Source organism: Actinoplanes sp. NPDC051633 (assembly GCF_040681735.1).
In the GTDB taxonomy this organism is placed as follows: Bacteria; Actinomycetota; Actinomycetes; order Mycobacteriales; family Micromonosporaceae; genus Actinoplanes.
This window is the reverse complement of the sequence record NZ_JBFAZH010001019.1, coordinates 1-2804: the sequence shown is the minus strand read 5'-3', so window position 1 is coordinate 2804 and position 2804 is coordinate 1. Positions and strand designations below refer to the sequence as shown.

Here is a 2804-nt window from a genome sequence, read left to right as displayed (position 1 = left end):
GCCGGTGTGGGCGACCAGATAGCCGCCGCCGGGGCGGCGGACGACGGTGGGGTCGTGGACCAGGACGTCGCCGGTGACAAGACCGGGATTCGGGTACGCGGCCAGCGCGGGCGACCCGGTCCCGGCCACCGCCACCAGCGCCGTCATCAGGGCCGTCGCCGGGACGGCGAGGATGCGGGCGAGGCGTGATCGGTGCATGGCGTTACCTCCGTCGATGGGGGAACCGCCGCGGCGCCCGGGGGGAGGCGGCCGTGGCGGCGGAGATGCGCCGATATTCCGTCGCCCAGTGATGACGGTCAATGAGTTGCAGTGATTTGCATTTCGCCGATCTCCGTTTCCGCAGGAAACGGCTCTTCGCGATTTGCGAACGCTGGCGGGCGCGGGTCGCGGGACCCGATCCCGCGATGACCTAGCCTCGGCATGACGCGATCACCGGGAAGGCACAGCGATGAGCACACCCTCCGCCCGTCCGGACAAGCACGACCACCGCACGCTGGGTGAGCAGTCGTGGGCGGTGCACGGCGGAAACCGCCCCGACCACACGACCGGGGCGATCCGTACCCCGATCGTGATGGCGAACTCCTATCTCCTGCCCGACGACCCGACCAGCCTCGACGACGCCGACCCGGACCTTCTCGTCTACACCCGTGAGTCCGGCGCCAACCAGCTCGGCCTGCAGGCGAAGCTGGCGGCGATGGAGAACGGCGAGGCGGCGGCGGTCTTCGGCACCGGCATGGCCGCCCTGCACGCCGCTTTCTTCACCCTGATCGGCCCCGGTGACCACGCGATCGTCTCGAACGTCGTCTACGGACGGTCCCAGGGACTGTTCGACACCCTGCTGCCGGCCAAGATGGGCGTCGAGGTCGACTTCGTCGACATCACCGACCTGGCGGCGGTGCGGGCAGCCGTACGCCCCACCACCCGGCTCGTGCACGCCGAGACCATCGCCAACCCCGATCTGAGGGTGCCCGACATCGCCGCGCTCGCGACGATCGCCCACACCGCCGGCGCACGCTTGACCGTCGACTCGACCTTCACCCCACCGCCGCTGGCGCGGCCCTTGAGCCTCGGCGCGGATCTGGTGATCCATTCGCTGACCAAGTACATCAACGGCCACGGCGACGCGATGGGCGGCGCCGTCATCGGCTCGCGCGAACTGATCGACGCGGTCAAGACCGGCGCGCTGCACCACATCGGCGGTGCCATCGCACCGTTCAACGCCTGGCTCATCATGCGCGGGTCAGTCACCCTGCCGCTGCGGCTGCGGCAGCACTGCGACAACGCCTCGGCCATCGCCGGCTTCCTGCACGACGACCACCGGGTCGCCCACGTCGCGTACCCCGGCCTGCCCGGCGACCCGCAGCACGCTCGTGCGGCGGCTCAGTTCAGCGGCGGCTACGGCGGGGTGGTCTCGTTCGCCCTCGCCGGCAGCCACGAGGACCGGGTGCGCTTCGTCAACGACCTGCGGCTGATCACCTCCGCGGTCTCCCTGGGCCACGACGAGACGCTGATCGCCTACGAGCAGTACACCGGCGTCAAGGCGCACGCCTTCGCGGCGCCCTTCCGCGAGCACGGGCTGATCCGGCTGGCGGTCGGCCTGGAGTCGGCGGACGACCTCATCGCCGACCTCGACGCGGCCCTCACCGCCACCTACGGCAGACCCGCCGCGACACACTCGTAGCCGGCGGGCCGCCGCCCGGTCATGACTTGATTTCCTTGGTGGTGATGACGCCCAGCAGGGCCAGCACGGCGATGCACACGAACGCCGCGCGGAATCCGCCGGCAGCGGCCACCAGGACGGTCGACACCGCGGCCACTCCGGCGGCGCCGCCGATCTCGCGCATGGTCTCGACCAGGCCGGAGGCCAGACCGGCCGCCGATCGGGACACGCCGGTCAGGGCGCCGATCTGCAGCGCCGGGCCGCAGAGCCCGAAGCCGAGCCCAGCGAGCAGGAAGGCGGGCAGCAGATCGGTGAGGTAGTCGGCGTGGACCGGGTCCTTCGCCAGCCACAGGGTCCCGGCGGCCAGCACGGCCAGACCGGTGACCAGCAGCCGTCGCACCCCGACGACCGCGACGAGCCGCGCGCCGACCATCGAGGCGGGCAGGATGGTGACGGTGGTGGCCAGCCAGGCCAGCCCGGTGACGATGGGGGAGTACCCGAGCGCCTGCTGCATCAGCAGCGACCCGATGAAGATGAACGACATCAGGGCGCAGTTGGCCAGGAACGCGGTGATGTTGGCGGCGACCAGCGGCCGGTTCCGCAGGATCGCGGCCGGCACGAGAGGTGCCTCGGACCGCCGCTCGGTCCACACGAACAGGGCGAGGAGCCCGGCGGCGACCGGCAGCCACAGCGGGTGGTGGAACGCGTAGATCAGCAGCAGCAGCCCGGCGGTCACGGTGACCGGCCCGGCGAGGTTGAGGCGCGAGGTGCGCCCGTCGGCCCGATCGGCGGCGAGGAACACCGCCGCGATAACCATGAACGCCACGCCGGCGGGGACGTTGATGAGGAACGCCCAGCGCCAGCCCGGGCCGCCGGTCAGGAGGCCGCTGGCGACGACGCCGACCGAGCCGGCCGCCCCGCCCACGGCGCCGAAGACGCCGAGCGCGCGGGAGCGGGCCGGTCCTTCCGGGAAGGTGACGGCGAGCAGCGACAGCGCCGCCGGCACGATGAGCGCGGCGCCGAAGCCCTGCACTGCCCGCGCTGCGATCAGCAGGATGAATTAGAAAAAGCTTAATCGCATTTCATAGATTGACCTCCCAATAACTACGTGGTGTTATTGGGAGGTCAATCTATTTCATTTGCG

The 2804-nt window shown here is 70.9% G+C and carries 2 protein-coding genes and 1 pseudogene; 1 reads left to right on the top strand and 2 read right to left on the bottom strand.

The genetic code is table 11. The annotated features are described in order from the left end of the window. A pseudogene (locus tag AB0M20_RS36185) lies at nt 1–198 on the bottom strand (arabinan endo-1,5-alpha-L-arabinosidase); the annotation flags it as partial. 250 nt (nt 199–448) lie between these two features. On the opposite strand from AB0M20_RS36185, the gene AB0M20_RS36180 reads away from it, so the two are divergent. Continuing rightward, nucleotides 449–1681, top strand: coding sequence for an aminotransferase class I/II-fold pyridoxal phosphate-dependent enzyme (locus tag AB0M20_RS36180; RefSeq protein ID WP_364305128.1), 1233 nt, complete (start codon nt 449–451; stop codon nt 1679–1681). Between the two features lie 19 nt (nt 1682–1700). Here AB0M20_RS36180 and AB0M20_RS36175 read toward each other — a convergent pair whose 3' ends face one another. Then, nucleotides 1701–2708, bottom strand: coding sequence for an MFS transporter (locus AB0M20_RS36175; RefSeq protein ID WP_364305129.1), 1008 nt, complete (start codon nt 2706–2708; stop codon nt 1701–1703). Nucleotides 2709–2804: the final 96 nt, after the last annotated feature.

Coding starts and splice junctions, on each gene's coding strand:
- AB0M20_RS36180 (WP_364305128.1), top strand. CDS start 449: ATGAGCACACCCTCCGCCCGTCCGGACAAGCACGACCACCGCACGCTG.